Origin of the sequence: Escherichia ruysiae (assembly GCF_031323975.1) — a bacterium.
GTDB lineage: Bacteria > Pseudomonadota > Gammaproteobacteria > Enterobacterales > Enterobacteriaceae > Escherichia > Escherichia ruysiae.
In genome coordinates, this window is record NZ_JAVIWS010000001.1 from 647,413 (window position 1) to 670,401 (window position 22,989).

The 22,989-nt window shown below is 51.1% G+C and carries 20 protein-coding genes and 1 pseudogene; 13 read left to right on the top strand and 8 right to left on the bottom strand.

Going from position 1 to position 22,989, the window contains the following annotated elements:
* Nucleotides 1-7: 7 nt before the first annotated feature.
* Entirely contained in the window at nucleotides 8-1,264 is a 1,257-nt protein-coding gene (gene hemA, locus RGV86_RS03335; protein ID WP_085460790.1) for a glutamyl-tRNA reductase, read from the bottom strand.
* Nucleotides 1,265-1,477: 213 nt separating this feature from the next.
* On the opposite strand from hemA, the gene lolB reads away from it, so the two are divergent.
* From lolB to dauA, 4 genes are all read left to right on the top strand, one after another.
* Entirely contained in the window at nucleotides 1,478-2,101 is a 624-nt protein-coding gene (lolB, locus tag RGV86_RS03340) for a lipoprotein insertase outer membrane protein LolB (RefSeq protein WP_001130680.1), read from the top strand.
* Nucleotides 2,101-2,952 (top strand): 4-(cytidine 5'-diphospho)-2-C-methyl-D-erythritol kinase, encoded by an 852-nt coding sequence (ispE, locus tag RGV86_RS03345; protein ID WP_085460791.1) that lies wholly within the window; start codon nucleotides 2,101-2,103, stop codon nucleotides 2,950-2,952. The genes lolB and ispE overlap by 1 nt, the downstream gene beginning before the upstream one ends.
* 150 nt (nucleotides 2,953-3,102) lie before the next feature.
* Nucleotides 3,103-4,050, top strand: a complete 948-nt coding sequence (gene prs / locus RGV86_RS03350) for a ribose-phosphate diphosphokinase (protein WP_001298109.1) — start codon at nucleotides 3,103-3,105, stop codon at nucleotides 4,048-4,050.
* 124 nt (nucleotides 4,051-4,174) lie between these two features.
* Entirely contained in the window at nucleotides 4,175-5,854 is a 1,680-nt protein-coding gene (gene dauA, locus RGV86_RS03355; protein ID WP_071995177.1) for a C4-dicarboxylic acid transporter DauA, read from the top strand.
* A gap of 59 nt (nucleotides 5,855-5,913) precedes the next feature.
* Here dauA and ychH read toward each other — a convergent pair whose 3' ends face one another.
* The gene (gene ychH, locus RGV86_RS03360) at nucleotides 5,914-6,192 is read right to left on the bottom strand and encodes a stress-induced protein YchH (protein ID WP_309508417.1); all 279 of its coding nucleotides are present in this window, start codon (nucleotides 6,190-6,192) and stop codon (nucleotides 5,914-5,916) included.
* 276 nt (nucleotides 6,193-6,468) lie between these two features.
* Between ychH and pth the strand changes: the two genes are divergently transcribed.
* A complete protein-coding gene (pth, locus tag RGV86_RS03365) occupies nucleotides 6,469-7,053 on the top strand; it encodes an aminoacyl-tRNA hydrolase (RefSeq protein WP_085460792.1) in 585 nt (194 codons plus the stop codon).
* Between the two features lie 116 nt (nucleotides 7,054-7,169).
* A complete protein-coding gene (gene ychF / locus RGV86_RS03370) occupies nucleotides 7,170-8,261 on the top strand; it encodes a redox-regulated ATPase YchF (RefSeq protein ID WP_000505860.1) in 1,092 nt (363 codons plus the stop codon).
* Between the two features lie 91 nt (nucleotides 8,262-8,352).
* Here ychF and dhaR read toward each other — a convergent pair whose 3' ends face one another.
* On the bottom strand, nucleotides 8,353-10,272 hold the full coding sequence (gene dhaR / locus RGV86_RS03375; protein WP_085460793.1) for a dihydroxyacetone kinase operon transcriptional regulator DhaR: 1,920 nt from the start codon (nucleotides 10,270-10,272) through the stop codon (nucleotides 8,353-8,355).
* A gap of 226 nt (nucleotides 10,273-10,498) precedes the next feature.
* Between dhaR and dhaK the strand changes: the two genes are divergently transcribed.
* Genes dhaK through dhaM form a run of 3 tightly spaced genes read left to right on the top strand, consistent with a single transcriptional unit; the run spans nucleotide 10,499 to nucleotide 13,641 of the window.
* Nucleotides 10,499-11,569 carry a dihydroxyacetone kinase subunit DhaK gene (dhaK, locus tag RGV86_RS03380; protein ID WP_085460794.1) on the top strand — a complete coding sequence of 357 codons (1,071 nt, stop codon included), beginning with the start codon at nucleotides 10,499-10,501 and terminating at the stop codon, nucleotides 11,567-11,569.
* Nucleotides 11,570-11,579: 10 nt separating this feature from the next.
* Nucleotides 11,580-12,212: a dihydroxyacetone kinase subunit DhaL gene (gene dhaL, locus RGV86_RS03385; RefSeq protein ID WP_032225542.1), complete on the top strand. Its 633-nt coding sequence runs from the start codon at nucleotides 11,580-11,582 to the stop codon at nucleotides 12,210-12,212.
* Nucleotides 12,213-12,222: 10 nt separating this feature from the next.
* Nucleotides 12,223-13,641 carry a dihydroxyacetone kinase phosphoryl donor subunit DhaM gene (gene dhaM, locus RGV86_RS03390; protein ID WP_024212517.1) on the top strand — a complete coding sequence of 473 codons (1,419 nt, stop codon included), beginning with the start codon at nucleotides 12,223-12,225 and terminating at the stop codon, nucleotides 13,639-13,641.
* A 52-nt stretch (nucleotides 13,642-13,693) separates the two neighbouring features.
* Here dhaM and RGV86_RS03395 read toward each other — a convergent pair whose 3' ends face one another.
* A complete protein-coding gene (locus tag RGV86_RS03395) occupies nucleotides 13,694-15,049 on the bottom strand; it encodes a glycoside-pentoside-hexuronide (GPH):cation symporter (protein ID WP_032225544.1) in 1,356 nt (451 codons plus the stop codon).
* A gap of 330 nt (nucleotides 15,050-15,379) precedes the next feature.
* Between RGV86_RS03395 and RGV86_RS03400 the strand changes: the two genes are divergently transcribed.
* On the top strand, nucleotides 15,380-17,071 hold the full coding sequence (locus RGV86_RS03400) for an alpha,alpha-trehalase (protein WP_000804565.1): 1,692 nt from the start codon (nucleotides 15,380-15,382) through the stop codon (nucleotides 17,069-17,071).
* Nucleotides 17,072-17,209: 138 nt separating this feature from the next.
* On the opposite strand, the gene RGV86_RS03405 is transcribed toward RGV86_RS03400, so the two are convergent.
* Entirely contained in the window at nucleotides 17,210-17,464 is a 255-nt protein-coding gene (locus RGV86_RS03405; protein WP_000511315.1) for a GlsB/YeaQ/YmgE family stress response membrane protein, read from the bottom strand.
* A 200-nt stretch (nucleotides 17,465-17,664) separates the two neighbouring features.
* Between RGV86_RS03405 and ycgR the strand changes: the two genes are divergently transcribed.
* The gene (gene ycgR, locus RGV86_RS03410; protein WP_000020172.1) at nucleotides 17,665-18,399 is read left to right on the top strand and encodes a flagellar brake protein YcgR; all 735 of its coding nucleotides are present in this window, start codon (nucleotides 17,665-17,667) and stop codon (nucleotides 18,397-18,399) included.
* 1 nt (nucleotide 18,400) lies between these two features.
* On the opposite strand, the gene emtA is transcribed toward ycgR, so the two are convergent.
* On the bottom strand, nucleotides 18,401-19,012 hold the full coding sequence (gene emtA, locus RGV86_RS03415; protein ID WP_000776968.1) for a membrane-bound lytic murein transglycosylase EmtA: 612 nt from the start codon (nucleotides 19,010-19,012) through the stop codon (nucleotides 18,401-18,403).
* Between the two features lie 99 nt (nucleotides 19,013-19,111).
* On the opposite strand from emtA, the gene ldcA reads away from it, so the two are divergent.
* Both ldcA and RGV86_RS03425 read left to right on the top strand, forming a co-directional pair.
* Nucleotides 19,112-20,026: a muramoyltetrapeptide carboxypeptidase gene (gene ldcA / locus RGV86_RS03420; protein ID WP_085460795.1), complete on the top strand. Its 915-nt coding sequence runs from the start codon at nucleotides 19,112-19,114 to the stop codon at nucleotides 20,024-20,026.
* 94 nt (nucleotides 20,027-20,120) lie between these two features.
* Nucleotides 20,121-21,863, top strand: coding sequence for a potassium/proton antiporter (locus RGV86_RS03425; RefSeq protein WP_000338387.1), 1,743 nt, complete (start codon nucleotides 20,121-20,123; stop codon nucleotides 21,861-21,863).
* Here the strand turns inward: RGV86_RS03425 and RGV86_RS22435 are convergent.
* Both RGV86_RS22435 and dadX read right to left on the bottom strand, forming a co-directional pair.
* Nucleotides 21,792-21,956: pseudogene (locus RGV86_RS22435) on the bottom strand (hypothetical protein); the annotation flags it as partial. The gene RGV86_RS03425 and the pseudogene RGV86_RS22435 sit on opposite strands and share 72 nt — an antisense overlap.
* The gene (dadX, locus tag RGV86_RS03430) at nucleotides 21,917-22,987 is read right to left on the bottom strand and encodes a catabolic alanine racemase DadX (protein ID WP_000197887.1); all 1,071 of its coding nucleotides are present in this window, start codon (nucleotides 22,985-22,987) and stop codon (nucleotides 21,917-21,919) included. The gene dadX and the pseudogene RGV86_RS22435, both read right to left, overlap by 40 nt.
* Nucleotides 22,988-22,989 lie beyond the last annotated feature (2 nt).

Genomic DNA, 22,989 nt, shown 5'->3' on the forward strand with positions numbered 1-22,989 from the left:
TGTACTGCTACTCCAGCCCGAGGCTGTCGCGCAGAATATTCAGGCGTTCGTTATCCCCGTCACGGGCAGCCTGTTGAAGTGATTTCGTTGGCGCATGGATCAGGCGGTTAGTCAGTTTCCATGCCAGATCCTGCATAATGGCTTGCGCGTCGCCGCCCTGTTCAAGGGCTGCTAACGCTTTGGCGGTTAACTCATCGCGAACCTGCTCTGCCTGACTGCGATAATCGCGAATAGTTTCGCTGGCGCTTTGTGCGCGCAGCCACGCCATAAATTCGCTGGTTTCCTGAGCGACGATAGTTTCCGCTTCAACTGCGGCGGCTTTACGCTGCGCCAGGTTATGCGAAATGATGCTTTGCAGATCGTCAACGCTATAAAGGTAGGCATCCGCCAGTTTTCCGACTTCCGGTTCGACATCGCGCGGAACGGCAATATCCACCAACAGCATCGGTTGGTTGCGACGGCTTTTTAATGCGCGCTCCACCATACCTTTACCGATAATCGGTAACGGGCTTGCAGTGGAACTAATGATGATATCGGCTTCGCGCAGACGTTCGTCGATATCGCTCAATGCAATCACTTCTGCGCCGACTTCATCTGCCAGGATTTGGGCTCGTTCGCGAGTACGATTGGCGATAATCATCTTCTGCACTTTGTGTTCGCGCAGATGACGCGCCACCAGTTCGATGGTTTCGCCCGCACCAACCAGCAATACCGTCACCGTAGAAAGCGATTCAAAGATCTGCCGCGCCAGCGTACAAGCCGCAAAAGCGACAGACACAGCACTGGCGCCAATATCCGTTTCAGTGCGAACGCGCTTCGCTACAGAGAAAGATTTCTGGAACATGCGTTCCAGTTCGCTGGCCTTCATATGGCCTTTTTGCGAATCGGCAAACGCTTTTTTAACCTGACCGAGGATCTGCGGCTCCCCCAGAACCAGTGAATCCAGGCCACTGGCAACACGCATTAAATGGCTAACCGCGTCGTTATCCTGATGCCAGTAGAGGCTATTACGCAGATCTTCTTCGTTGAGATTGTGGTAATCGCACAACCAGCGAATGAGCGCCTCTTGCAGGTTATCCTGCTCTTCAACGCTAAGATAAAGTTCTGTGCGGTTACACGTCGACAGCACCACGCCGCCCTGCACCATCGGCTGCGCGAGCAGGCTGTCAAGCGCCTGATCGAGCTTGTCCGGCGAAAACGATACACGTTCTCGTAGCGATACAGGTGCCGTTTTATGGTTAATACCGAGTGCTAAAAGGGTCATGTCTGCGGGAAATAATACCAACGTTGATATGGTTAGTCTGCTCGCATCATACAGGATGCGTGAGATCAATAAAAGAGAGCGCCCCCTTTTGGAGTAATTGCCAAAAGCCGTTAGATTCTGGCAATTAAGACAACTTGAACATAGACGATAGCGGACGGTAACGCTAGCATTAAGGGTTATAACTGCAACGTATCTCAAGGACTTGTCATTATCATGCCCCTGCCCGATTTTCGCTTTATCCGCCTGCTACCGCTGGCTGCCCTCGTGCTCACTGCCTGTTCCGTTACCACACCAAAAGGCCCCGGCAAAAGCCCGGACTCCCCGCAGTGGCGTCAGCATCAGCAAGAGGTTCGTAACCTCAACCAGTATCAGACACGCGGTGCATTTGCGTATATTTCTGACCAGCAGAAAGTGTATGCCCGCTTCTTCTGGCAGCAAACTGGCCAGGATCGCTACCGTCTGCTGCTGACCAACCCATTGGGAAGCACCGAACTGGAGCTGAATGCTCAGCCGGGTAACGTGCAGCTGGTAGATAACAAAGGTCAGCGTTACACCGCCGATGACGCCGAAGAGATGATTGGCAAATTGACAGGAATGCCGATTCCGCTCAACAGTTTGCGCCAGTGGATTTTAGGTTTGCCTGGTGATGCAACCGACTACAAACTGGACGACCAGTACCGCCTGAGCGAAATCACCTACAGCCAGAACGGCAAAAACTGGAAAGTCGTATACGGTGGTTATGACACCAAAACGCAACCTGCGATGCCAGCCAATATGGAACTCACCGACGGTGGTCAGCGCATCAAGTTAAAAATGGATAACTGGATAGTGAAATAATGCGGACACAGTGGCCCTCTCCGGCAAAACTTAATCTGTTCTTATACATTACCGGTCAGCGAGCGGACGATTACCACACGCTGCAAACGCTGTTTCAGTTTCTTGATTACGGCGACACCATCAGCATTGAACTTCGTGACGATGGGGATATTTGTCTGTTAACGCCCGTTGAAGGCGTGGAGCACGAAGATAACCTGATCGTTCGCGCAGCACGGTTGTTGATGAAAACAGCGGCAGACAGCGGGCGTCTTCCGGCGGGGAGCGGTGCAAATATCAGCATTGACAAGCGTTTGCCGATGGGCGGCGGTCTGGGCGGTGGTTCATCGAATGCCGCGACTGTGCTGGTGGCGTTAAATCATCTCTGGCAATGCGGGCTAAGTATTGATGAACTGGCGGAACTGGGTCTGACGTTGGGCGCAGATGTTCCTGTCTTTGTACGCGGTCATGCCGCGTTTGCTGAAGGGGTTGGCGAAATATTAACGCCAGTGAATCCACCGGAGAAATGGTATCTGGTGGCACACCCTGGTGTAAGTATTCCGACACCGGTGATTTTTAAAGATCCTGAACTCCCGCGCAACACGCCGAAAAGGTCAATTGATACGTTGCTAAAATGTGAATTCGGTAATGATTGCGAGGTTATCGCAAGAAAACGTTTTCGCGAGGTTGATGCGGTGCTTTCCTGGCTGTTAGAATACGCCCCGTCGCGCCTGACTGGGACAGGAGCCTGTGTCTTTGCTGAATTTGATACAGAGTCTGAAGCCCGCCAGGTGCTAGAGCAAGCCCCGGAATGGCTCAATGGCTTTGTGGCGAAAGGTGTTAATCTTTCCCCATTGCACAGAGCCATGCTTTAAGCCGGGCAAGCTGAGTTTCGGTGACAACGTCACCTTGTTCCAGACGTTGCATCGCGCTCTTTAATACACCGCCTGGAAAGAATATTGCCTGGCCCGCACAGTTTTCGGCAGATTCTTTCCACCAATGGACGCATGCCTGAGGTTCTTCTCGTGCCTGATATGAAGCTTTTTGCTGGTAACGCCACCCCGGAACTAGCACAACGTATTGCCAACCGCCTGTACACTTCACTCGGCGACGCCGCTGTAGGTCGCTTTAGCGACGGCGAAGTCAGTGTACAAATCAATGAAAATGTACGCGGTGGTGATATTTTCATCATCCAGTCCACTTGTGCCCCTACTAACGACAACCTGATGGAATTAGTCGTGATGGTTGATGCCCTGCGTCGTGCTTCCGCAGGTCGTATCACCGCTGTTATCCCCTACTTTGGCTATGCGCGCCAGGACCGTCGCGTCCGTTCCGCTCGTGTGCCAATCACTGCGAAAGTGGTTGCAGATTTCCTCTCCAGCGTCGGTGTTGACCGTGTGCTGACAGTGGATCTGCACGCTGAACAGATTCAGGGTTTCTTCGACGTTCCGGTTGATAACGTATTTGGTAGCCCGATCCTGCTGGAAGACATGCTGCAGCTGAATCTGGATAACCCAATTGTGGTTTCTCCGGACATCGGCGGCGTTGTGCGTGCCCGCGCTATCGCTAAGCTGCTGAACGATACCGATATGGCAATCATCGATAAACGTCGTCCGCGTGCGAACGTTTCCCAGGTGATGCATATCATCGGTGACGTTGCAGGTCGTGACTGCGTACTGGTCGATGATATGATCGACACTGGCGGTACGCTGTGTAAAGCTGCTGAAGCTCTGAAAGAACGTGGTGCTAAACGTGTATTTGCATACGCGACTCACCCGATCTTCTCTGGCAACGCGGCGAACAACCTGCGTAACTCTGTAATTGATGAAGTCGTTGTCTGCGATACCATTCCGCTGAGCGATGAAATCAAATCACTGCCGAACGTGCGTACTCTGACTCTGTCAGGTATGCTGGCCGAAGCGATTCGTCGTATCAGCAACGAAGAATCGATCTCTGCTATGTTCGAACATTAATCGAACCCGGCTCAAAGACCCGCTGCGGCGGGTTTTTTTGTCTGTAATATCCATTTGTATGACCTATGCCTCCTTCACCTGCCATTTAGTTGACAGATGATGCGCTCACGGATGAAACATTATTGTGAACAAAATATTCTCCTCACATGTGATGCCTTTCCGCGCTCTGATCGACGCTTGCTGGAAAGAAAAATACACTGCCGCACGGTTTACCCGTGACCTGATTGCCGGGATTACCGTCGGGATTATTGCTATTCCGCTGGCGATGGCGTTGGCAATTGGTAGTGGCGTGGCTCCACAGTACGGTTTATATACCGCTGCTGTTGCAGGGATTGTCATTGCTCTGACGGGTGGGTCGCGTTTTAGCGTTTCCGGTCCAACTGCGGCATTTGTGGTAATTCTCTATCCCGTTTCGCAACAGTTTGGACTGGCAGGCCTGCTGGTTGCGACGTTGTTGTCCGGGATCTTTTTGATCCTGATGGGGCTGGCGCGCTTCGGGCGCCTGATTGAGTATATCCCGGTTTCCGTTACCTTAGGCTTCACTTCGGGTATCGGGATCACCATCGGTACGATGCAGATTAAAGATTTTCTCGGTCTGCAAATGGCACATGTCCCGGAACATTATCTGCAAAAAGTCGGCGCATTATTTATGGCGCTGCCCACCATTAATGTGGGTGATGCTGCCATTGGCATTGTGACGCTTGGCATTCTGGTTTTCTGGCCGCGTCTGGGCATTCGTTTACCAGGTCATCTTCCGGCCTTGCTGGCTGGTTGTGCGGTGATGGGCATTGTTAACCTGCTCGGTGGACACGTTGCTACCATCGGCTCGCAATTCCACTACGTTCTGGCCGATGGTTCCCAGGGTAATGGTATTCCGCAACTGCTGCCGCAACTGGTACTGCCGTGGGATCTCCCCGATTCAGAATTCACACTAACCTGGGATTCTATTCGCACACTGCTGCCTGCGGCATTCTCAATGGCAATGCTCGGCGCAATCGAATCTCTGCTCTGCGCGGTGGTACTGGATGGCATGACCGGGACGAAACACAAGGCGAACAGCGAACTGGTCGGTCAGGGGCTGGGGAATATCATCGCTCCGTTCTTTGGTGGTATTACCGCTACAGCTGCCATCGCGCGTTCTGCCGCTAACGTCCGTGCCGGTGCAACTTCCCCTATCTCGGCGGTGATCCACTCTATTCTGGTTATTCTCGCTCTGCTGGTACTGGCACCGCTGCTCTCCTGGCTGCCGCTTTCCGCCATGGCTGCCCTGCTATTGATGGTGGCGTGGAACATGAGTGAAGCACACAAAGTGGTCGACTTGCTGCGCCATGCGCCGAAAGATGACATCATCGTCATGCTGCTTTGCATGTCGCTGACCGTGCTGTTTGATATGGTTATTGCCATCAGTGTGGGTATCGTACTGGCATCGCTGCTGTTTATGCGCCGTATCGCCCGTATGACTCGTCTGGCACCCGTGGCGGTAGATGTTCCTGAGGATGTACTGGTTCTGCGCGTTATTGGTCCGCTGTTTTTCGCTGCGGCTGAAGGCTTATTCACCGATCTTGAATCACGTCTGGAAGGCAAACGAATTGTTATTCTGAAGTGGGATGCAGTTCCGGTTCTTGATGCCGGTGGCCTTGATGCGTTCCAGCGTTTTGTGAAGCGCCTGCCTGAAGGATGTGAACTGCGGGTGTGTAATGTGGAGTTCCAGCCACTGCGCACCATGGCTCGTTCTGGTATTCAACCGATCCCTGGACGCCTGGCATTCTTCCCGAATCGCAGCGCAGCAATGGCTGATCTGTAAGAAAGGCATTAAATTGACCAGTCAGCACAAACTGACTGGTCAGCAAACTGCATTATGCGTTAGCTATGACGACGATTATCGTTACGGCGGCAACGTTTGTCATAATGACGAACCCACCAGTAACGGTCGCACACCTGTTCATGCCCGCCAACACGGGCACCCGCCAGCCAGAGAATGGCACCGACGAAAATACTCAGCACTGCACCATGTGCGATATACTGGGGCATATTAAACTGTGGTAACTGGTTGAGGATTGAATACCCCACGCCGACCACCATGACCACCAGACCCAACCCCATGAGCACGTTACCGAGTAACGAAGCGTTTTTGCGTTTCATGTGTCACCTCCGGAACTTTCTGGGTTGTAACAGGGAATACCCCTCTTCCTTATGTGTAAAGTATAGACAACACCCTGTAGGTTATGTGCGGGCGTGATCACAATTACAACCCTTATTTCAACAAAACTTTACAAATAAACGCCTGAACATCCTGACTTTCTAATAGTTCGCAGAGGCAATTATTATGTTGTCTGCGTATAAGGTGCTGTTTTTTGTCAAGCGAGGCCACAACCAGTAAACTACGCGCCAGTTATGCACTCACTCAGGACAAAAAACGTGACGATTAAATTGATTGTCGGCCTGGCGAACCCCGGCGCTGAATACGCCGCAACGCGACACAATGCTGGCGCCTGGTTCGTTGACTTACTGGCGGAGCGTTTGCGCGCTCCCTTGCGCGAAGAAGCTAAATTCTTTGGTTATACCTCGCGAGTTACCCTTGGAGGCGAAGATATCCGCCTGTTAGTCCCGACCACATTTATGAATCTCAGCGGCAAAGCCGTCGCGGCGATGGCCAGTTTTTTCCGCATTAATCCGGACGAAATTCTGGTCGCCCACGACGAGCTGGATCTGCCCCCTGGCGTCGCCAAATTTAAGTTGGGCGGCGGTCATGGTGGTCACAATGGACTGAAAGACATCATCAGTAAATTGGGTAATAACCCTAACTTTCACCGTTTACGCATTGGAATCGGTCATCCGGGCGATAAAAACAAAGTTGTCGGGTTTGTGTTAGGCAAACCTCCTGTTAGTGAACAGAAGTTAATTGATGAAGCCATCGACGAAGCGGCACGTTGTACTGAAATGTGGTTTACAGATGGCTTGACCAAAGCAACGAACCGATTGCACGCCTTTAAAGCGCAATAAGTCGTTGTCTGCGGCATTTTTGCCGCGTGCCGTGTATAATAGGCAGAGTTATTTCCATTTCTACAATCTGTTTACGATAACAGGTTGATTATTAAGATATTAAGGTGATTTAAATCATGGGATTCAAATGCGGTATCGTCGGTTTGCCCAACGTCGGGAAATCTACCCTGTTCAACGCGCTGACCAAAGCCGGTATTGAAGCGGCCAACTTTCCATTCTGCACCATCGAGCCGAACACAGGCGTTGTGCCAATGCCCGATCCGCGTCTGGATCAACTGGCTGAAATCGTAAAACCGCAGCGTACGCTTCCCACGACCATGGAGTTTGTCGATATCGCTGGCCTGGTAAAAGGCGCGTCGAAAGGCGAAGGTCTGGGTAACCAGTTCCTGACCAACATCCGTGAAACCGAAGCGATCGGTCACGTTGTTCGCTGCTTTGAAAATGACAACATCATTCACGTTTCCGGCAAAGTTAACCCGGCAGACGATATTGACGTTATCAATACCGAGCTTGCTCTGGCGGATCTCGACACCTGTGAACGTGCAATTCACCGGGTACAGAAAAAAGCCAAAGGTGGCGATAAAGACGCGAAAGCCGAGCTGGCGGTACTGGAAAAATGCCTGCCACAACTTGAAAACGCAGGTATGCTGCGCGCGCTGGATTTAAGCGCAGAAGAAAAAGCTGCTATTCGTTACCTGAGCTTCCTGACGCTGAAACCGACAATGTACATCGCCAACGTCAACGAAGACGGTTTTGAAAACAACCCGTATCTGGACCAGGTGCGTGAAATCGCGGCGAAAGAAGGTTCTGTTGTCGTTCCGGTTTGTGCTGCTGTTGAAGCAGACATTGCCGAACTGGACGACGAAGAACGTGACGAGTTTATGCAGGAACTGGGACTGGAAGAGCCGGGTCTGAACCGTGTGATCCGTGCCGGTTATAAACTGCTGAACCTGCAAACTTACTTCACCGCAGGGGTGAAAGAAGTGCGCGCATGGACCATTCCGGTTGGTGCAACTGCGCCGCAGGCGGCTGGCAAAATCCACACCGATTTTGAAAAAGGCTTTATCCGTGCACAAACCATCGCGTTTGAAGATTTCATCACTTACAAAGGTGAACAAGGCGCGAAAGAAGCAGGCAAAATGCGTGCAGAAGGTAAAGATTACATCGTTAAAGATGGCGATGTGATGAACTTCCTGTTTAACGTTTAATACGTTACTACCAGTACTGAAGTCTCCGTACTGGCGCAAAAAATCAGCCATTATGTGTGGATGCACATAATGGCTTTTTTGTTTTTGTCGATCATCCCCGACGCTTAAACTGACCCGCATCAATGCCATATTGTTTCATTTTTCGCCAAAGCGTGGTGCGACCAATTCCAAGTAACGCCGACATTTCCAGAATACGCCCACCTGTCACCTGGGCGGCGTTAATAATCGCTTCTTTTTCGACTTCCGCAAATGACAGACTGGTGGAAAGACGCGTGGCGCTGATATCTTCTGTCGCCTGTTCGGTAAACAGATGCTCAGGCAAATCACTGACGTGAATGCGTCCGTTGTCACTGCTTAGCGCAAGGTTCTCAATGACGCTATACAGTTCAAAATCATTACCGGGCCATGCGCAGGAGACCAAACGAGCAAGCGCATCGTCATCAATCTTTAATCGGGTTGAGAAGCGTTTTTCGAGATTACGTAATTTATTATTCACCAGCGCCGGAATACTGCCGCGCCGCATACGCAGAGGTGGGATGGTAATTTCAAATGCATGGAGGGCGTAATAAAGCTGGCGACTAAAGCGATTTTGTTCCACCAGCATTGCCAGATCTGCGGTCGTCGTGGCAATCACTTTGACATCAATCGGGATTAAACGCCGCGCATCCAACCGCGTGATAACGCCCTGCTTGATGACCTGAAGCAATGCTGACTGTAACTCCACCGCCAGATACTCAATCTTTTCGAGAAACAGCGTGCCGCCGTGTGCCAGTTCCAGACGACTCAAACGACCATTTTTATTCTCCGTGCGATCGCCGCCAATAAACTCTTCCACCAGCGTCGCATCACCATATAACTCGCAATTGACGGCGATATAGGGACCTGCAGCGCGTTCGCTTTCATTATGAATCGCCTGACTTAACAGAGCCTTACCAACGCCTTCTTCTCCACAAAGTAACACCGGAAAACTGCTGCGCGCCGCCTGACGACCAAAATGAATCAAGCGACGGGTTTGCGGATCATCCTGTGGCATATGAGCAAAAGTATGACTAACTTTGCCTAATTGACTGGTCATCAATTGCCGCATCTGCTCCACCGGATGCAGCAGCAGAATAAAGCTGGTTCCCTGGGGTTCAATTATCGGTTTAAGGGTAATGACCGCATCAATAAACTGGTGCTGACTTTCAAAGGTCGCTTCCACATGTTTGAGCGGATGTGCCTGTTTTATTGCCTGTTGCAGCACGGCAGGTAACGTTAACAGTTCCGTGATTGCTCTTCCCTGGCTGGCCGTTGCGTCCAGACGCAAAACACGCGCCGCCTGAGCATTAATAAATTGCAGATTACCCTGCTCGTCCCAGCTAATCACGCCATCGTCCATACTTTCTAACAGAGCGTTACGTTGATTTAAATGCCGATTAGTTTCAGCCAGCAAACTGTCCGTTAGCAGTAAGTTTCCCACCTCGCGAGCAATTGCCAGCGTCAACGGCAAATCGGCTGCTGTCGATTGTTCCGCTGGACACGCCAGGGCTATCGTCCCGGTCAATCGCCCCTTGCTGTCAAACAGCGGCGTTGCACAAAATGCCCATTTCCAGAGCGCCTGTTTAAAATGTTGATCGGCTATCGTTTTCACCGCCTGACCAGAGATAGCCGCTAACGATAGCGCACAAGTACCGATGATTCCTTCGGCGCAATAAGTGCCGTCATTAAATCCCAACGCACTAAGCTGCTCCATAGTCTGCGGATCACCATAACGGCTAAGGATGCAGGCAGTTTCATCGAGAATAAGCAAAACGCACGCTCGTGGCGCCATATATTCCAGGGCATCTTCCAGCGCCGCCTGCCCGAGTGTCAGCATCGCCTTTTTACGCCGACAGATGGTAGCAAATGTCACGCCCTGGGCCTGGTGCGGTACGCTCCACGACTCCCGTTTCATCAGTTTGCGGCATCGCTCCCAGGATGCTGCAATCCAGGGGGCGTTAGCCTGGTCATCGTTGTGAAAACCGCCTCTCATATTCCGCTCACTTCTGGCAAAAGGTGTTCTGACTCGCAATTTTAAGTATCAGGGCATTCTTATGTTCCATAATGGAACATTTATTAAAACATATGTTTCAGCATGAAACATAATTTGTATGAATTTTCTTTTCCCAAGTCTGATGCACAATGGATTCATCGGCAGTCAGTGGTCGCCGTGTCGTTGAACATCATCCATGCCCTACGATAATTGCTGGAGCAAGATAATGAAAAAATTGATCAATGATGTGCAAGACGTACTGAACGAACAACTGGCAGGGCTGGCGAAAGCGCATCCTTCGCTGACATTGCATCAGGATCCGCTGTACGTCACACGAGCTGATGCACCGGTTGCCGGAAAAGTCGCCCTGCTGTCAGGCGGCGGCAGCGGACACGAACCAATGCACTGCGGTTATATCGGTCAGGGGATGCTTTCGGGGGCGTGTCCGGGCGAAATTTTCACTTCACCTACCCCCGATAAAATCTTTGAATGCGCCATGCAGATTGATGGCGGCGAAGGCGTACTGCTGATCATCAAAAATTACACCGGCGATATTCTTAACTTCGAAACAGCAACCGAATTACTCCATGACAGCGGCGTAAAAGTGACCACGGTGGTCATTGATGACGACGTCGCGGTGAAAGACAGTCTTTATACCGCCGGGCGGCGCGGTGTTGCCAATACGGTGTTAATAGAAAAACTTGTGGGTGCGGCGGCAGAACGTGGCGACTCACTGGATGCCTGTGCGGAACTGGGGCGTAAGCTGAATAATCAGGGTCACTCAATTGGTATCGCTCTCGGTGCCTGTACCGTTCCAGCCGCTGGCAAACCCTCATTTACGCTGGCAGATAATGAGATGGAGTTTGGCGTCGGCATTCATGGCGAGCCGGGTATCGATCGTCGCCCCTTCTCTTCCCTTGATCAAACCGTCGATGAAATGTTCGACACGCTGCTGGAAAATGGCACATATCATCGCACACTGCGCTTCTGGAATTATCAACAAGGAAACTGGCAGGAAGAGATTCAAACCAAACAGCAGCTACAGTCTGGCGATCGGGTGATTGCGCTGGTCAACAATCTTGGCGCCACACCACTTTCTGAGCTTTACGGCGTCTATAACCGTCTGACTACGCGTTGTCAGCAAGCGGGTCTGACTATCGAACGCAATTTAATCGGCGCGTATTGCACTTCACTGGATATGACCGGTTTTTCCATCACCTTACTGAAGGTTGATGACGAAACGTTGGCGTTATGGGATGCCCCAGTCCACACCCCGGCGCTGAACTGGGGTAAATAAGGAGATAACGATGTCACTGAGCAGAACTCAAATTGTTAACTGGCTTACTCGCTGTGGAGAAATCTTCAGCAAAGAGAGCGATTATCTTACCGGGCTGGATCGTGAAATTGGCGACGCTGACCACGGGCTAAATATGAATCGAGGATTTAGCAAAGTGGTGGAAAAACTACCCGCCATTGAGGACAAGGATATTGGTTTCATCCTCAAAAATACCGGTATGACACTGCTTTCCAGCGTCGGTGGAGCCAGTGGTCCGCTATTCGGTACATTCTTTATTCGCGCCGCGCAGGCGACTCAGGCGCGCCAGAGCCTGACGCTGGAAGAGCTTTATCAGATGTTTCGCGATGGTGTGGACGGCGTAATCAGTCGGGGGAAAGCCGAACCTGGCGATAAAACCATGTGCGATGTCTGGGAACCAGTGGTTGAGTCGTTACGCCAGTCCAGCGAGCAAAATCTCTCTGTTCCGGCTGCGCTCGACGCAGCCAGCAGTGTCGCTGAATCCGCTGCACAAAGCACGATTACGATGCAAGCTCGCAAAGGCCGTGCCAGTTATCTCGGCGAACGCAGTATTGGTCACCAGGATCCTGGCGCGACCTCCGTGATGTTTATGATGCAAATGCTGGCGTTAGCCGCGAAAGAGTAAGGAATTGGTGATGGTAAACCTGGTCATAGTTTCACATAGCGCCCGGCTGGGTGAAGGTGTCGGTGAATTAGCCCGTCAGATGTTAATGAGCGATAGTTGTAAAATCGCCATTGCCGCTGGGATTGATGACCCGCAAAATCCCATTGGTACTGATGCCGTCAAAGTGATGGAAGCCATCGAATCCGTTGCTGATGCCGACCATGTGCTGGTTATGATGGACATGGGGAGCGCGTTATTGAGTGCAGAAACCGCTCTGGAATTGCTGGCGCCAGAGATCGCCGCAAAAGTACGTTTGTGCGCAGCGCCATTGGTCGAAGGAACTCTGGCGGCAACAGTTAGCGCGGCATCAGGTGCCGATATCGACAAAGTTATTTATGATGCTATGTCTGCGCTGGAAGCCAAACGCGAACAACTGGGTTTACCGTCATCCGCCAGTGAGATATCTGACACATGCCCGCCGCACGATGAAGAAGCCCGTTCCCTGGCTGTGGTGATTAAAAACCGTAACGGCCTCCACGTGCGCCCGGCCTCTCGACTGGTCTATACCTTATCGGTATTTAATGCAGACATGTTACTGGAGAAAAACGGCAAATGCGTCACGCCGGAAAGTATTAACCAGATTGCGCTATTACAAGTCCGCTATAACGATACTCTGCGCCTGATTGTGAAAGGGCCAGAAGCTGAAGAGGCGCTGGCCGCTTTCCGCCAGTTGGCTGAAGATAACTTTGGTGAAACAGAAGATATTACGCCGCCAACGCTGCACCAGGTTAATCCTGTTACGGGGAAAGCCTTTTATTATCAACCCGTTTTATGCGCCGTACAGGCGAAATCAGTCCTTACGGTGGAACAAGAACAGGAACGATTACGCCAGGCAATTGATTTTACGTTGTTAGACCTGATGACGTTAACGGCAAAGGCAGAAGCAAGCGGGCTTAACGATATCGCCGCGATCTTTTCCGGTCACCATACTCTGTTAGACGATCCTGAACTGCTGGCAGCAGCAAGCGAACTTCTTCTGCATGAACATTGCACCGCAGAGTATGCCTGGCAGCAGGTTCTTAAAGAACTTAGCCAGCAATATCAGCAGATTGATGATGAATATCTGCAGGCGCGCTATATCGATGTGGATGATCTTCTGCATCGCACCCTGCTCCATCTGACACAGACAAAAGAAGAACTACCGCAATTTAGCGCACCAACCATTTTGCTGGCAGAGAACATTTACCCCTCCACCGTGCTGCAACTGGATCCGACGGTCGTTAAAGGCATCTGCCTTAGTGCCGGAAGTCCGGTATCCCATAGCGCCTTAATTGCCCGTGAACTGGGTATTGGCTGGGTTTGCTTACAGGGTGAAAAACTGTACGCGGTACAACCTGAAGAGACGTTAACTCTGGACGTTAAAACACAACGTTTTAGCCATGATGGCTAAACCAGTGTCCGGATGGCGTCGTTACGATGCCATCCGGGAAAGCCTTACGCTATTAGCCAGCGTACTGACCATGTTGTAAATCCTGTACTACTTTGTTCATTTTCGCTTCATTCAACAGATAAAACTTAATAGAAATTGCAGTCAGGAAGTAGAAGAATGCCGGCAGGAGGGTAAACAGTAACACTACGCCCTGTACTGAATTAGCGGATTGAGTTGTGCTACTGGTTGCATAGCCATAATAAGCCAGTACCCAACCAATCACCGCCCCACCTACTGCAACGCCCAGTTTGATGACAAAAATATTCGCAGCAACGTTCATCCCCGTAATACGACGACGCGTTTTCCATTCACCATAGTTATTCGCATCGGTAATCATCGACCACTGGAGTGCGCCATTTCCGCCCTGAATAATCTGAATTGCCAGATGAGCCAGTAATGGAATAACCCAGTATTCCACCGGCAGGAAATAACAGAGCACGCCCAACGCCGCATTAATAATATTAACCCAGAATGAAAGTTTAATTTTACAAAAGCGAGTACCAAATGGTTTCGCCAGTACAGAACCTAACATAGAAGCAAACATTCCGCCGAGCATAAACCAGGTAAGAATATCTGAACCTTTATTTAAAACGGTATTAACATAATAAACAACAGCACCGCCACGGATAACCACCGCCACCAGCATCATAAAATTATAAACAGAGAGGATGCGCCACTGATCATTCTTAAAAAGAATCTTCAAATCGCGCGCAATATTCAGATTTTCTTCCTGAATAGGTTGTACCCGCTCTTTGGTGGTCAGGAAACAGATTAAAAACATAATGCAGCCAATAACGCCAAACACCGCCATCGCAATCTGGATACCAGTAGCCCGATCGCCTGGCGAGAGGAAGTCAGCGACCGGCAGGATAAATGCTGTACCTAACGCACCGCCAATAGGTGTGATGGCAAAACGCCAGGATTGCAATGACAGGTTTTCACGTGGTTCGGATGTCAACGCCGCGCCCAATGAGCAGTAAGGAATATTAATGGCCGTATACATTAATGTCATAAATATATATGCAGCAACCGCGTAGACAACCTTACCGCTATCAGAGAAATCAGGAATGGAGTAAACCAGCACGCAACTGACCGCAAATGGTACACAGATGGCCAACAGCCACGGACGGAAACGCCCCCAACGAGATGAGGTTGCATCGGCGATTGCCCCCATAATCGGATCGGTAATTGCATCCAGTAGACGCACCAGTAAAAACATGGTTCCCATTACGGCTGGCGGCAGACCATAAATATCGGTATAGAAATAAGCGAGGATGGCAACAGAAGAATCAAAGACGATATGGCTGGCGGCATCGCCCAGGCTATAGCCTATTTTTTCTTTTATTGGCAATTTTTCCACATTAGACATGTTTTATCCTTATCTATAAATTTACTTCACGGAATACCTTTCACTGGCACAATTCTTCACGGAAGTTTTTGGTCGGTCTATTATGTTTTTTCATTAAATTCTTATGATTTTTTTCTTCTGTGATCACACAACAAAAGTCACTGCCCATTTAATAAACAACATATATTTTATGAATATATTGCAACACTATTTAGGCCGTTAATTACATCGTCCATAATGCCTGACACTTCGCAGAATGAGATTTCAATCATGCAGTTGCCGCGATCCTGAACTAAGGTTTTCTGATACTTGATTACCGTTTTGTTCGGTATCGCCAAAGGAGAATGATTGATGAAACCACGTGTCCCTCGTCACCTGCAAAGAATGGCGTTAATTCCCACCACCGTTTTATTGTGTTTTGCCACGCTATCGGCACAGGCGGAAGAAATCGCCGTCACACCACAATCACCTGATATTTTGTTGGGACCGTTGTTTGACGATGTTCAAAACGCCAAACTTTTTCCTGATCAAAAAACTTTTGCCGACGCCGTGCCCAACAGCGACCCGCTAATGATCCTCGCTGACTATCGGATGCAACAGAACCAGAGCGGGTTTGATTTGCGTCACTTCGTGAAAGTTAATTTCACCCTGCCAAAAGAAGGCGAGAAGCATGTCCCGCCGAAGGGACAGTCGCTGCGTGAACATATTGATGGACTTTGGCCGGTATTAACCCGCACAACGGAAAGCACCGAAAAATGGGACTCTCTGTTGCCATTGCCGAAACCCTATGTCGTGCCGGGAGGTCGTTTTCGGGAAGTGTATTACTGGGACAGTTACTTCACCATGCTGGGGCTTGGCGAAAGCGGTCACTGGGATAAAGTGGCGGATATGGTGGCGAATTTTGGTTATGAAATAGATACTTATGGACACATTCCCAACGGGAACCGCAGCTACTATTTAAGCCGTTCGCAGCCGCCTTTCTTTGCGTTGATGGTGGAGTTACTGGCGCAACATGAAGGCGACGCCGCGTTGAAACAGTATCTGCCACAACTACAAAAAGAATATGCTTACTGGATGGACGGCGTTGAAAATCTGCAAGCCGGGCAACAGGAAAAGCGCGTTGTAAAGCTCAAGGATGGCACTATTCTTAACCGCTACTGGGACGACCGCGATACACCGCGTCCGGAGTCATGGGTAGAGGATATCGCCACCGCGAAAAGCAATCCAAATCGCCCTGCCACTGAAATTTACCGTGACCTGCGTTCCGCCGCCGCATCTGGCTGGGATTTCAGCTCGCGCTGGATGGACAATCCTCAGCAGTTAAATACATTACGCACCACCAGCATCGTACCGGTCGATCTCAATAGCCTGATGTATAAAATGGAAAAAATCCTTGCCAGCGCCAGTAAAGCCGCCGGGGATAACGCGATGGCCAGTCAATACGAAACGCTGGCAAATTCCCGTCAGAAAGGGATCGAAAAATACTTGTGGAACGATCAACACGGCTGGTATGCCGATTACGATCTGAAGAGTAATAAAGTACGTAATCAGTTAACTGCCGCCGCCCTGTTCCCGTTGTACGTTAATGCAGCAGCGAAAGATCGCGCCAGTAAAATGGCAACGGCGACCAGAACGCATCTGCTGCAACCTGGCGGACTGAACACCACCTCGGTGAAAAGTGGGCAGCAATGGGACGCGCCAAATGGCTGGGCGCCGTTACAATGGGTCGCTACTGAAGGATTGCAAAACTACGGGCAGGAAGATGTAGCGATGGACATTAGCTGGCACTTTCTGACCAATGTTCAGCACACCTATGACCGGGAGAAAAAGCTGGTGGAGAAATATGATGTCAGCACCACCGGAACAGGTGGCGGTGGTGGCGAATATCCGTTGCAGGATGGTTTTGGTTGGACCAACGGCGTAACGCTGAAAATGTTGGATTTGATCTGCCCGAAAGAAAAACCGTGTGACAACGTTCCGGCAACGCGCCCGACCAGTGCTTCCGCAACGCAGCCAACAAAAGTCACAGAACCCACACCTTAATTTTTCTTCTCCCGACAGCGTCATTCTGCTTATCTGGATGACGTTGCCGTTTTATCTGGTTTTCAAACACCGTGAGGTTTACACATAATTTGAAAGCGGATAGCGATGCCTGCACCGCTATCCGCCAGAAAGATTACGTTATTCTCTTCGCAGGAGGCGGAATACCCCCAGCACCAGGATAGCGCCGACCACCGCCACCAGGAAGCTATGTAAATTAAAACCACTGATGGAGCCGCCAATGCCAAACATGGTCGCCAGCCAGCCGCCGACAACCGCACCGACTATCCCGAGAATGCAGGTCAGGAAAAATCCACCACCATCACGCCCTGGCATGATCAGCTTGGCGATAATGCCGGCTATCAGGCCAAAAATAATCCAGGCAATAATTCCCATGTTCAGGCCCTCGTTTCGATGAATCGGACGCAAGAAATGCTTACGTCAACGCTCTAAGTATAGGCAAGCACAGGATCAATGGAGGGAGGCTGTCGGTTGAATTAGTCGTAAGTTGTAAAAAAAATTCACGCATTTGTATTAAGTTTTGTTAGTCCCTACCGATAAACCAAAGACAGTTTGTCGGTCAGGAGTTTTTCCGCGTGAGTCATTACCATGAGCAGTTCCTGAAACAAAATCCGTTAGCAGTCCTGGGCGTTTTACGCGATTTACATAAAGCCGCAGTGCCACTGCGTATCAGTTGGTCAGATGGTCAGCTGATCAGCAATATACTGGCGATAAGCCCTGATAAACTGGTGCTGGATTTTGGTAGTCAGCAAGAAGACAACAATGCCGTGCTTAAAGCGCGTCAAATCACTATTACCGCCGAAACGCAAGGCGCCAAAATCGAATTTACCCTTGCGCAATTACAGCAAAGTGAATATTTGCAGCTTCCGGCGTTTATCGCCACTCCCCCGCCCGCATTATGGTTTGTGCAACGACGCAGATATTTCCGCATCTCCGCCCCACTTCATCCGCCTTATTATTGTCAGACCAAACTGGCGGATAACAGTACGTTACGTTTTCGCCTGAGTGACTTATCGCTAGGTGGCATGGGTGCATTACTGGAAACGGAAAAACCTGGCGGGTTGCACGAAGGTATGCGCTTCGCACAGATTGAAGTCAACATGGGACAATGGGGCGTTTTTCACTTTGACGCCCAGTTACTGACCATCAGCGAGCGCAAAGTGATTGATAGCAGAAATGAAACGATCTCCACTCCCCGCCTGAGCTTTCGTTTTCTTAACGTCAGCCCGACGGTGGAGCGGCAATTACAGCGGATTATATTCTCACTCGAACGGGAAGCCCGGGAGAAAGCGGACAAAGTGCGCGACTGAGTTACATCGCGTCCAGCGCCTGCTCAAGTTTGTAGATATAGCGTGGTGCCTGCGGTGCAGGATGATTTCTTGCTACGTGATCGAGGAACTCATCAGCATCCAGATCATTGATTTTGCTGATCGCTTTTTTCCGATCTGATGAGAAAGTCCGTAGCAGCGCACCAGCCCCGTTAGCGTATGACACCACCAGCGCATATTGCAGGACCTTCGGATCTTCAATGCCTGCCAGCGGGCCGGTTTCCAGAATATTCAGGTAAGCCGCCCCCATTGAGATATTGCGCTCCGGGTTTTTCAGTTCGCTGGTCGTCGGCTCACCTTTCCAGCCCATGCGTCGATAAACATCACGTCCGGAGGTTGAGGCTTTTAACTGCATCAAACCAATAGCATTCGACTTACTTACCGCGTTCGGGTTACCGCCTGATTCAATAGCGATAATCGCCGTGATCAATTGCGGATCGACACCCCAGGCCGCTCCGGCTTTCTGGCTTATTGGCATCCACTGCATCGCACGTTGTACCGGGACTTTCGCATTCCACGGCGGGTTCGTATAGTCATGCTTTGAAGAACAACCCGCTAATAACACAATCAAAAAGGCAAACCATCTCAATTTCACTTCATCTATCCTTATCGCCTGGAATCGCCGTTGAGGTGACAACGGCACACCTAAGCGGCATGATATACATTTCGTTTCTGTTGTCAGCAAGGAATTGCCATGTATCAGTTTCACTTAATTGCCCCGTCGGGTTACTGCATTAATCAGCACGCCGCACAGCGCGGCATTCAGCGCCTTACCGATGCGGGGCATCAGGTCAATAACGTCGAGGTTATCGCCCGTCGTTGTGAGCGTTTTGCTGGTACGGAAACGGAGCGCCTGGAAGATCTCAATACCCTTGCCAGACTGACTTCGCCCAACACCATCGTGCTGGCAGTACGCGGCGGTTACGGTGCCAGTCGCTTACTGGCGGATATTGACTGGCAGGCTCTGGTGGCTCGCCAACAAAATGATCCGTTGCTTATCTGCGGGCATAGCGATTTTACGGCCATTCAGTGCGGTCTTCTGGCACAAGGCAATGTCATCACCTTTAGCGGCCCGATGCTGGTGGCAAATTTTGGCGCGGATGAGCTGAATGCCTTTACCGAGCATCACTTCTGGCTGGCGTTACGCAATGAATCGTTCAGCATTGAATGGCAAGGGGAAGGCCCGGCGTGTCAGACAGAAGGAACACTGTGGGGAGGCAACCTCGCGATGCTGATTTCGCTTATCGGTACGCCGTGGATGCCACAAATTGAGAACGGTATTCTGGTACTGGAAGACATCAACGAACATCCGTTCCGTGTCGAACGCATGTTATTACAGCTTTATCATGCTGGAATTTTACAGCGCCAGAAGGCGATTATTCTCGGCAGCTTTAGTGGCAGCACGCCCAATGATTATGATGCGGGTTACAACCTGGCGTCGGTGTACACGTTCTTGCGCTCCCGCCTGTCGATTCCGCTGATTACCGGCCTCGACTTTGGTCATGAACAACGCACAGTTACCCTCCCGTTGGGCGCACATGCTATCCTCAAAAACGCCAAAAACGGTACACAATTGACGATTAGCGGTCATCCTGTTCTTAAAGCGTAAAAAAATCACGCTTCCGGGCTAAGTAAAACGCTGTTTCTGCCGTGAATATGGTAGGTTTATAGTACGAGACAGCGTAATCAGGAGTAACCGACCGTTGGATGCCGCAACAATTATTAGCCTTTTCATCTTAGGCTCCATCCTTGTCACCAGTAGTATTTTACTTAGTTCATTTTCTTCCCGCCTTGGCATTCCGATTCTGGTTATTTTCCTGGCGATCGGTATGCTGGCTGGGGTCGATGGTGTCGGCGGCATTCCGTTTGATAATTATCCTTTTGCCTACATGGTAAGTAACCTGGCACTGGCGATTATTTTGCTCGATGGCGGAATGCGCACCCAGGCCAGTTCATTTCGCGTGGCGTTAGGACCTGCTCTTTCACTGGCGACGCTGGGCGTGCTTATCACCTCCGGTTTAACCGGCATGATGGCGGCATGGCTGTTTAATCTTGATTTGATTGAAGGTTTATTAATCGGCGCAATTGTCGGCTCTACCGACGCCGCAGCGGTCTTTTCTCTGCTTGGCGGCAAAGGGCTTAACGAACGTGTTGGCTCGACGCTGGAGATAGAGTCCGGCAGCAATGATCCGATGGCGGTCTTTCTGACAATTACCTTGATTGCGATGATCCAGCAGCATGAAAGCACTATTAGCTGGATGTTCGTTGTCGATATTCTGCAGCAATTTGGCCTGGGGATCGTAATCGGTCTTGGCGGTGGTTATTTACTGCTGCAGATGATTAACCGCATCGCCCTGCCTGCGGGCTTGTATCCATTGCTGGCATTAAGCGGCGGTATTTTGATTTTTGCTTTAACCACGGCGCTGGAAGGCAGCGGCATTCTGGCTGTTTATCTGTGCGGTTTCCTGCTGGGTAATCGTCCGATTCGCAACCGCTACGGCATTCTGCAAAATTTCGACGGCCTCGCCTGGCTGGCACAAATCGCCATGTTCCTGGTGCTGGGACTGTTGGTTAACCCAAGCGACCTGCTGCCTATTGCCATTCCGGCGCTCATTTTGTCCGCATGGATGATATTCTTCGCCCGTCCTCTTTCGGTATTTGCCGGATTGCTACCGTTCCGTGGCTTCAATCTGCGCGAGCGCGTGTTTATTAGTTGGGTTGGATTACGCGGCGCAGTGCCGATCATCCTGGCGGTGTTCCCGATGATGGCGGGGCTGGATAATGCGCGTCTGTTCTTTAATGTCGCCTTCTTCGTAGTTCTGGTTTCACTGCTATTGCAGGGAACATCGCTGTCGTGGGCAGCGAAAAAAGCTAAAGTGGTGGTTCCGCCAGTGGGACGTCCGGTGTCACGCGTTGGACTGGATATTCATCCGGAAAATCCGTGGGAGCAGTTTGTTTACCAATTGAGTGCCGATAAATGGTGCGTGGGCGCGGCGCTGCGCGACCTGCATATGCCAAAAGAGACGCGCATTGCGGCACTGTTTCGTGATAACCAGTTGCTTCACCCCACCGGCAGCACCCGACTGCGTGAAGGCGACGTATTATGTGTGATTGGTCGGGAACGCGATCTTCCGGCACTCGGAAAACTGTTTAGCCAGTCGCCGCCTGTCGCGCTGGATCAACGCTTCTTTGGTGACTTCATTCTCGAAGCCAGCGCGAAATATGCCGATGTGGCGCTGATTTATGGTCTGGAAGATGGTCGGGAGTATCGCGATAAACAGCAAACGCTGGGTGAAATTGTTCAGCAGTTGTTAGGCGCGGCACCGGTGGTCGGTGACCAGGTAGAGTTTGCCGGGATGATCTGGACGGTGGCTGAGAAAGAAGATAATGCAGTGTTGAAGATCGGCGTTCGGGTGGCAGAGGACGAAGCCGAATCTAAAATTTGATGGAGTTTGTATCGCCGGATACGACGTGTGCGTCTTATCCGGCTTGCCACAAGTTACACCGTCACAACAGGTACACGTAGCGCCAGCGCGCACATCAACTCATAGCCCACCGTTCCGGCAGCGGCGGCGACATCATCAATTTTGATCTCCTTGCCCCACAGCTCAACCGGCGTACCAATCCCCGCCTGTGGGCAAGGCGTCAAATCGACCGCCAGCATATCCATCGAGACTGTCCCCACCGTCATGGTGCGCACCCCGTCCACTAAAACAGGTGTTCCGGTTGGTGCATGACGCGGATAGCCGTCGGCGTATCCGGCGGCGACAATGCCGATTCGCTGCTCATCGCGCGCAGTATAGCGACCGCCATAGCCCACACGCTCGCCCGCTTTTAGCGTCTGAACACCAATAATCTCACTGCTTAACGTCATGACCGGGCGTAATCCGGTATTGGCGATATCGCGCCACTGACCGGACGGCGAAGCACCATATAAAATAATGCCAGGTCGAACCCAGTCAAAATGCGCTTCCGGATGCCACAGGGTTGCCGCCGAATTAGACAACGAGCGCCGACACTCCAGACCTTCCGCTGCCTGCTCAATACGCGCCATCGCGCCAGAAATCCCATCAGGATGCTCCGCATCGGCAAAATGCGACATCAAAGTCATTTCGCCAACATTCGCCATCGCCCGCAGCTGCTGCCAGACAGTAAGCACGCGATCGGGCTGGAACCCCAACCGATTCATTCCGCTGTTCACCTTAAGGTAAACATCCAGCGGCGCTTTTAGCCGCGCATTTTGCAGTGCTTTGAGCTGCCAGTTACTGTGCACGCAGGTGGTCAGACGGTACTGGTCATAAATTTCCAGATCCTGAGCATGAAAAAAACCCTCCAGCATCAGGATTGGCCCTTTCCAGCCGCGCTCGCGCAGGATAATGGCCTCTTCAAGATTAAGTAACGCAAAACCATCGGTCGCCCCGAGCGCGCTCCAGATACGCTCGATACCGTGCCCGTAAGCGTTCGCTTTTACCACCGACCAGACGCGCGCATGCGGCGCGGCCTGGCGGACAATGGTCAGATTTTGTTTTAATGCCTGCAGATCGAGGCTGGCCTGTATCGGACGAGTCATCT

Coding starts and splice junctions, on each gene's coding strand:
- RGV86_RS03395 (WP_032225544.1), bottom strand. CDS start 15,049: ATGTCTAATGTGGAAAAATTGCCAATAAAAGAAAAAATAGGCTATAGC.
- ychH (WP_309508417.1), bottom strand. CDS start 6,192: ATGAAACGCAAAAACGCTTCGTTACTCGGTAACGTGCTCATGGGGTTG.
- RGV86_RS03400 (WP_000804565.1), top strand. CDS start 15,380: ATGAAACCACGTGTCCCTCGTCACCTGCAAAGAATGGCGTTAATTCCC.
- ychF (WP_000505860.1), top strand. CDS start 7,170: ATGGGATTCAAATGCGGTATCGTCGGTTTGCCCAACGTCGGGAAATCT.
- dhaL (WP_032225542.1), top strand. CDS start 11,580: ATGTCACTGAGCAGAACTCAAATTGTTAACTGGCTTACTCGCTGTGGA.
- dhaR (WP_085460793.1), bottom strand. CDS start 10,272: ATGAGAGGCGGTTTTCACAACGATGACCAGGCTAACGCCCCCTGGATT.
- RGV86_RS03405 (WP_000511315.1), bottom strand. CDS start 17,464: ATGGGAATTATTGCCTGGATTATTTTTGGCCTGATAGCCGGCATTATC.
- ldcA (WP_085460795.1), top strand. CDS start 19,112: ATGTATCAGTTTCACTTAATTGCCCCGTCGGGTTACTGCATTAATCAG.
- dadX (WP_000197887.1), bottom strand. CDS start 22,987: ATGACTCGTCCGATACAGGCCAGCCTCGATCTGCAGGCATTAAAACAA.
- dhaM (WP_024212517.1), top strand. CDS start 12,223: ATGGTAAACCTGGTCATAGTTTCACATAGCGCCCGGCTGGGTGAAGGT.
- ispE (WP_085460791.1), top strand. CDS start 2,101: ATGCGGACACAGTGGCCCTCTCCGGCAAAACTTAATCTGTTCTTATAC.
- hemA (WP_085460790.1), bottom strand. CDS start 1,264: ATGACCCTTTTAGCACTCGGTATTAACCATAAAACGGCACCTGTATCG.
- dhaK (WP_085460794.1), top strand. CDS start 10,499: ATGAAAAAATTGATCAATGATGTGCAAGACGTACTGAACGAACAACTG.
- lolB (WP_001130680.1), top strand. CDS start 1,478: ATGCCCCTGCCCGATTTTCGCTTTATCCGCCTGCTACCGCTGGCTGCC.